Source organism: Peribacillus sp. AS_2 (assembly GCF_026891895.1).
In the GTDB taxonomy this organism is placed as follows: Bacteria; Bacillota; Bacilli; order Bacillales; family DSM-1321; genus Peribacillus; species Peribacillus frigoritolerans.
The window spans coordinates 1-7,687 of the sequence record NZ_JAPTGA010000032.1; the positions used below are offsets into that span (position 1 = coordinate 1).

The 7,687-nt window shown below is 38.2% G+C and carries 6 protein-coding genes; 5 read left to right on the forward strand and 1 reads right to left on the reverse strand.

The window, feature by feature from the left end; all coding sequences use genetic code 11:
• Window positions 1-905: 905 nt before the first annotated feature.
• From OTG27_RS26285 to OTG27_RS26305, 5 genes are all read left to right on the forward strand, one after another.
• Entirely contained in the window at window positions 906-2,108 is a 1,203-nt protein-coding gene (locus OTG27_RS26285) for an MFS transporter (protein WP_268938580.1), read from the forward strand.
• 66 nt (window positions 2,109-2,174) lie between these two features.
• Window positions 2,175-2,936, forward strand: coding sequence for a type I 3-dehydroquinate dehydratase (gene aroD / locus OTG27_RS26290; RefSeq protein WP_268938581.1), 762 nt, complete (start codon window positions 2,175-2,177; stop codon window positions 2,934-2,936).
• 60 nt (window positions 2,937-2,996) lie between these two features.
• Window positions 2,997-3,881: a shikimate dehydrogenase gene (locus OTG27_RS26295; protein WP_106028715.1), complete on the forward strand. Its 885-nt coding sequence runs from the start codon at window positions 2,997-2,999 to the stop codon at window positions 3,879-3,881.
• 253 nt (window positions 3,882-4,134) lie between these two features.
• A complete protein-coding gene (locus OTG27_RS26300; RefSeq protein ID WP_063577531.1) occupies window positions 4,135-5,340 on the forward strand; it encodes an MFS transporter in 1,206 nt (401 codons plus the stop codon).
• Window positions 5,341-5,564: 224 nt separating this feature from the next.
• A complete protein-coding gene (locus tag OTG27_RS26305) occupies window positions 5,565-6,578 on the forward strand; it encodes a LacI family DNA-binding transcriptional regulator (protein ID WP_268938582.1) in 1,014 nt (337 codons plus the stop codon).
• Between the two features lie 114 nt (window positions 6,579-6,692).
• Here the strand turns inward: OTG27_RS26305 and OTG27_RS26310 are convergent, their stop codons facing one another.
• Window positions 6,693-7,250: a shikimate kinase gene (locus OTG27_RS26310; RefSeq protein WP_057277282.1), complete on the reverse strand. Its 558-nt coding sequence runs from the start codon at window positions 7,248-7,250 to the stop codon at window positions 6,693-6,695.
• Between the last annotated feature and the right edge of the window lie 437 nt (window positions 7,251-7,687).

Here is a 7,687-nt window from a genome sequence, read left to right on the forward strand (position 1 = left end):
AATGGTAGTTGGGGGTTTCCCCCTGTGAGAGTAGGACGCCGCCAAGCCATTTGAAAAGATCAGCCATCCGGCTGGTCTTTTTTTGCGTTAAGAACCAATTATGGAGCCCTGTTATATATATAGAAGCTGTTACATCACCATTGAAAGGGGCTGAAATCAAAAATTGTTCATCCTTTTAAATTTAAACCGTTTCGACTATCATAACTTAGGATATAAGCAAGATATTAGTACTGCCTGCTTAAACAATGGGTTATTAAAATCGAATTGCAAATAACTGAATAATTGATATAAATAAGCAGCAGTACATATATTTTAGCTAAAAAGAAATTAATTCAGAAACTGGTAAAAATGTGGGGAATATCAAAATAGAAGGAAGCCCTCATAAAGGATAAAATAATTGGTGCATCTGCAAATAAAAGGTATTCTACCAACTTGTATGAACACTAACGAATACAAGGCAGTGCTGAACTTTTAAGGTAAATGAGATCCAAAATGAGCCCTTCGGAATTTAAAAATAATGAGTATGAGGAATTGCTCTATGGTCATTAAGGACTGCTTCATGAGTTTGACACAATTAAATTAGCGCAGTATAATAATCCAGTAGAACGATATACTAAATAAATTTAACTAATTTACGGTAGCATAAATGTTTTTTCAATACTTTTCTAACGCTTGAATTTAGTAGAACGATATACCAACAACAAGCACGATTAGTAGAACGATATACTAATAATGCAAAGTTAGTAGAACGATGTACTAACTAGCCGATTAGTTTATGATGTTTATTGTTTTATTTAGTACGTAATTATTTTTCTTGAATTTATGGTATGGGGCAAGGGGGCAACATCTGAAAGACTTAAGAATCAAATTGCATTTCGATAACTTTTTAAATAGGGGTGTGTTTCATGGAAAATCCATTTATAAAAATGGCCACAGGTTTATATATTAGCTATTTTATTTTAGGCATGATCAATATTATCATTGGATCAAATATGGAAAATTTGTCAAATCAATTAAATACAAGTGCCTCAGGGATAAGTTACTTGGTCTCTGCCATAGGAATCGGTAAGTTAGTTTCTTTATTTTTCGCCGGTAGACTGTCGGATAAATTAGGAAGGAAACCATTTGTTGTTTCAGCATCTTTTATCTACCTGATCTTCCTTATAGGCATACCTTTGGCTCCTAACTATACATTGGCATTTATATTTGCTGTATGTGCTGGTATTGCCAATTCATTTTTGGATGCAGGTACGTATCCAGCACTTATTGAGGCTTTTCAAAAGAAAGCTGGTTCCGCTACCGTATTAGTAAAAGCGTTCGTTTCAATCGGTGCCGCACTTCTTCCATTTATCATGGCGTTCTTTATAGCTAGAGATATGTTTTACGGGTATACATTCTTCTTAATGGCTGCTGTATATCTTGTTAATGGGTTTTTCCTGCTTAAGGTTTCATTCCCGGATCATAAAGCCCAAAGCCAAACTCGGAATGATGAACAAGCTGTGCCGGTTCAACAGCAATTCCTCTCAAAACCGAAGTTTGCTCAGGAAGGTTTGGCCGTCATCCTATTAGGCTTCACATCAACTGCTTTATTCATGTTGGTTCAAGTCTGGCTTCCGAACTTCGGACAAGATGTATTGGGGCTAACCCAAGCTAAGGCTGTTCAATTGCTTAGTTACTATAGTATTGGCTCCCTTATTTCTGTCATTTTACTAGCTGTTCTATTGAATAAAGTAATTAAGCCCATTACCGTCATGATTATCTATCCGGTCATTGCAGCATTATCTTTATTGTCACTCATCTACATCCAGCAACCATTTATAACCGTTTTGAGCGCTTTCTTCATAGGGCTTTCAACTGCAGGGGTATTCCAATTAGCCATGACAATAATCACGGAATTCTTCCCTGCCAATAAAGGTACAATCACTTCATATGTAAACATTGCAGGTAGTTCAGCCTTCATCATCATACCTTTCATTACAGGTATCATTTCCAAGAATGCTGGGTTAACTGCGGTCTTCTTGTTTGATGTGGCAATTGCGGCAATTAGTATTTTGTTGGCCGTTTTCGTTGCCTATCGATACAAGAAGGTAATTAAAGTTTCCAATTAAACGGTCTAACCGAACATCAGTGGGGCATGAACCCTATTGATGATATTGATAAAAGGGGGAAACATCATGCAAACAATCACGATCAAAGACGTAACGATTGGAGAAGGGGTTCCAAAAATCATCGTTCCACTAATGGGGACAACGGAAGAAGAACTGCTTAAAGAAGTTGAAACGGTAAATGCGCTACGGCCGGATATCATTGAATGGCGAGTAGATGTCTTTGAACAAGTCGAAAGTTTAGAAGCCGTTTCGGATATGATTTCAAAACTTAGAAGTGCTGTTCCTAGTACTTTGCTGCTTTTCACATTTAGAAGCCATAAAGAAGGCGGAAACAAGGAAATCAGCGATGATTATTATTTCGAACTTCTTCATACAGCAATTAAAACGAAGAATATTGATCTTGTCGATGTGGAGTTGTTTTTTGAGGAATCACCAGTGAAGGAGACTGTGAAGGTAGCTGAGGAAAATGGCGTATACGTAGTGATGTGTAACCATGATTTCGATAAGACACCAGCAAAAGAAGAAATCATTTACCGATTGCGTAAGATGCAGGAATTTGGCGCCCATATTCCCAAAATCGCTGTAATGCCCCAAACAGTTGGTGACTTACTCGTATTATTAGATGCAACTTACACAATGAAAACAGAGTATGCCGATCGCCCATTCATTACGATGTCAATGTCGGGTACAGGCCTGGTCAGTCGATTATCAGGTGCGGTGTTTGGATCTGCTTGTACATTCGGTGCCGGAAAAGAAGCATCTGCACCAGGACAAATTCCTGTTGCTCAATTAAGAAATGTATTGGAAATCATTGATCAAAATATTTAACTCATAATTCCTTCCAAGAAGGAATTTATATAAAGTTTAAAAAATCAGGGGGAATAGAACATGGAAAATCTAGGACGAATTAATGGGAAAACAGAATTAGTAGGATTGCTGGCAACACCTATCGGACATTCATTATCACCTGCCATGCATAATTTAGCTTTCGATAAATTAGGCTTGAACTGCGCCTATTTAGCATTTGAGGTTGGAAATGAAGAGCTTGAAGATGCAGTCAAAGGGATGCGTGCATTAAATGTTAAAGGATTTAACGTTTCCATGCCTAATAAAATGAAGATCCTTCCATATCTTGATGAATTGGCGGACAGTGCTAAATTTTCAGGAGCCGTTAATACTGTTGTCAATGTCGATGGAAAGTTCGTAGGGCACAGCACTGATGGAATGGGATATACCCGGAACCTTAAAGAACATGGTATTGATATTAAAGGCAAGAAAATGACTCTTATCGGTTCTGGTGGGGCTGCTACTCCAATTGCCATTCAATCTGCACTGGAAGGTGTGGCGGAAATCAGCATTTTTGCTCGTGATGATGCATTCTTCCCGCAAGCAGAAGAGAATGCACGAATCATCAATGAGGATATGAAGCATTTAAATGTGAAAGCCAATGTATACCCTCTTGAAAATGTTGAACAATTAAAGGCTGAAATCGCAACTAGTGATATTTTGGCAAATGGAACCGGCGTTGGCATGAAACCACTTGAAGGCTTAAGTGTCATTCAAGACGAATCAATGCTGCGTCCAGATTTAATCGTAACCGATGTTGTTTACATCCCACGAAAATCTAAACTAATGGAACAAGCTGAAGCTGTAGGTGCTACAGCTATTAATGGTCTTGGGATGATGCTTTGGCAAGGTGCACTAGCCTTTGAATTATGGACAGGCCAACAAATGCCTGTTGATTTCATCAAAGAGCAATTGTTTGCAGAATAAAATGATTCCACTCTGGAGATTGCTCTCCAAATAGAGGTTTTTTCATACTCGATGTGCATCTTGTTAAATGATTAAAAAAACCTCGGAGCTAAGAAATGCAGGGCGTGAGATCCTTGTTTTTCTTAGCGTTTTTTTTTGAAAAGTGGTTTTCATGTAAATGGATAACATAAAGGGGAGACTTCAATGTAATTACATTATGCATGAAGGTGTTATATGGGAGAAACACAACGTGATTTATTATAGGGGTGTAATAATGAAAAATCAGTATTTTAAAGCGGCATCTGGCATGTATATTAACTATTTTCTGCTGGGGATGGTCAATATAATTCTCGCCTCCAACATGCCCTCTTTAACAGAACAATGGGATACGGACTCTACTGGCATTAGTTATCTTATTGCAGCAATAGGAATAGGCAGATTACTCACGTATGGTCTCTCGGGGGTATTATCAGATAAATTTGGAAGAAAACCATTAATCATGGTCTCTTCGGTAATAATGGGCGTTTTTTTAATTGGGATTCCATTTTCTCCCTCATATGAAATGGCCTTTGTATTTGCCTTACTTGCGGGAATTTCCAACTCAGCCATGGATGCTGGTACATATCCGGCGCTAACTGAAATGTTTCCTGAATCTGCTGGTTCCGCGAGTGTTATGGTTAAGGCTTTTGGTTCGCTTGGTGCTACAATCCTGCCATTCATCATCTTGTTTCTTACTACGAACCAATTATTTTACGGGTTTGCATTTTTCGTACCGGCTGTCATCTATTTCATGAATATGTTTTTGGTGATGTCCGCTTCATTTCCAAGCAAATCCGAAGCTGTCAGTAAAGAAGAGGATTTGCATAGTAACAGGTTCATAACGGAACCTAAATTTTGGAGCGAAGGAGTCGCACTAATCATAATTGGGTTTACATCAACTGCGTTATTTACAGTTTCGCAAATCTGGTTACCGAGTTTCGGGCAGGAAGTCGCAGGTATGCAATCTTCAAGTGCAATTAAATTATTGAGCTATTATAGTGTGGGGTCACTTATTTCCGTCCTGCTATTATCCATCTTATTAAACAAATGGATTAAGCCCGTGACGGTGATATTGCTTTATCCAATGATTACTTTACTTACGGTTATCATCATATTAACGATTCATTCACCTATTGTCTTAAGTATTAGCTCCTTTTTCCTTGGAGCCTCGACAGCTGGAATCTTTCAATTAACCATTGCAATAATGACTGAACTTTTCTGGAGAAAAAAAGGAACTGTAACAGGGATCGTTGCGACGGCATCCAGTTTGGCGAGCGTCATTTTACCAATTGCAACGGGCTTGATCGCTAAGAGTGGGGATATATCGCATATATTTCTTTTTGATTGCTTTATTGCTACTATAGGAATCCTGGCTGCAGCTTTTGTATATTACCGGTATAAGAAATTGACACAGCAGCAGACCATATTTAACCATGGCTAAAAATATTGAAGGATTTACTTAAAACTCCATCTTCCGGAACTAGGATGGCGTTTTTTTTTGGACTAATGAATAGTGGATATAGATGTTTTGGCGTGATTAATGATCGTTGAGATTCCCATGTTCCAAAAGCAAGGGTGTAATAATGACAGTAACTATATTATTATTATAGTAAGAACATGATAATAATAAGTACATCAAAATACATTCAAGATGGTGATTGAACTATGAAACAATCCAAAAAAGGGCGGGTCACGCTGCAACAGGTAGCAAAACATGCTGGGGTATCAACATCCACTGCTTCCCTTATCGTTCGCAATAACCCTCGAATATCGGAAGCGACGCGAAAAAAGGTACTAAAATCCATGCATGAATTGGGTTATGTTTACGATAGAATTGCAGCAAACCTAAGGTCGCAGAGTTCTGATACTGTAGGAATCATTATTACCGACATATCAAATACCTTTTTTTCTGAATTCCTGATAGGTGTTCACGATGCATTGGATGAGGTCGGGTATACAGTGTTGCTGGGGACTACATTTGACTCGGTTGCCAAGCAAGATCATCTCCTTTCAACCATGATGGAACACAGGGTGGGTGGCCTGATTCTTTGTCCTGTCTCTGAAAGCTCACAAAATACAATCGAACGGTTAAATGAAATTGACACGCCGATGGTGCTTGCTGTCAGGGAACTGCCTGGAGTGAATAGCGACTATGTAGGCATAGACTATCCAGAAGGAGCCAGGATCGCCGTTGATCATCTCCTTGGAAAGGGGCATAAAAGAATTGCGCTCCTTGGTGGCATTAAGGAGTCTTCTACTTGGATCGAGAGAATGGAGGGATACCGTGAAGCTCTTTCAAGAGCGGGATTGGAAGTGGATGAATCGTTGGTGATAGATAGTGCCCCTACACGGGAGGGAGGGCTTGAGGCTGTTTTGAAAGTACTTGAGAATCCTAATCCGCCTACCGCAATTTTTTGCTTTAGCGACTTAATTGCCTTTGGTGTTATGCAAGGGTTAATGATGAAAGGAATTACTCCTGGAAAAGATATAGATATCGTTGGGTTCGATAACGTTCCAGTCGCAGAAATCTATCATCCTCCGCTAACGACCATTTCCTCATTCCCTAGACGTATTGGGAAAGAGGCAGCGAATCTCTTGTATCAGCAAATGGAGAAAATAGAACGGGAACAACAGCGAATCATATTGAATCCAGAACTGATTATTAGAGAGTCTTCCTAAAAAAGAAAAATAAAAAGGTGATTAGTTCACAGAGGTTAGGTACCGCTGCGTCCTTTTCATCTTTTCTATTATTCTTTTATTGGGAACATTGATTACATATCAAAAAGGTTTGCCTTACTTAAGCGGTTCATAAATATCCCAGGCCACTTTCAATGAATCGACAATAAAGTCTGCAACTTCATCAACATCTAGATCATTGGTATTCACTTTTGAATGATGATAGGAGTATATTTCCTGTCTCGTGTAAAAGAGTTCTTCGATTTCTTCAAGGGACCGGCTTTGTAAAACAGGTCTACTATCAATAAGCAAGCCTATTCTCTCTTTCCAGTATTCCCAAGATAAGTCCAGGTAAAAGACAATGCAATTGGTTAAACAGATATTCCGTATATCCTCTTGTAAAAAGGCCCCGCCTCCAACTGAAATGATTTTCAATTGTTGTTGACTTAGGCTTTCAATCACACTTTTTTCTTTTTCGCGAAAAGCTTTTTCCCCAAACTTCTTGAAGATTTCCGTAGTGGGCATATTGAATTCCTTTTCAATTTCTTGATCTATATCAATAAAGTCCCTATATAATTTCCTGGCTACCTTCTGTCCGATCGTCGTCTTCCCTACCCCCATAAAGCCAATAAAAACGATACTTTGCATCCTCAAAGATGTGTTTTTATTAATCATTTATAAATCCCTCTCCCAACTATTTTTTATAATGATTAAAAGTCTTTCCTGAAATTTTTAAAATATATTTATTATAGTATAAGTAAGTAAAATTGTAAAAAAGTTTTTTAATATTTGGACAATGGAACCCTGTGTTTTAGCGGTTTAATGTTTAATAACTTTACCCGGAAGGAGCAATCCGTTTTCAGTATTCGATTGTTGCAACTAATTATTCGTTTCCTCATATATTTAAGTTGTTATTGCCATAACCTATTACTTGCATGGTTTATGGATTTTGCCAAAGGCATTAATTAGTTGAAGGGGAAGCGGTAGTTCAAATGGTTGGGATAGATGATTTTCCTGGATTATATGTTTTAAGAGGAAGACAAGGTGTGACAGGCACATTTATTCCTTCATATAAGTGATTAATTCATTTGAAAAGAAAATGTATGAAATGG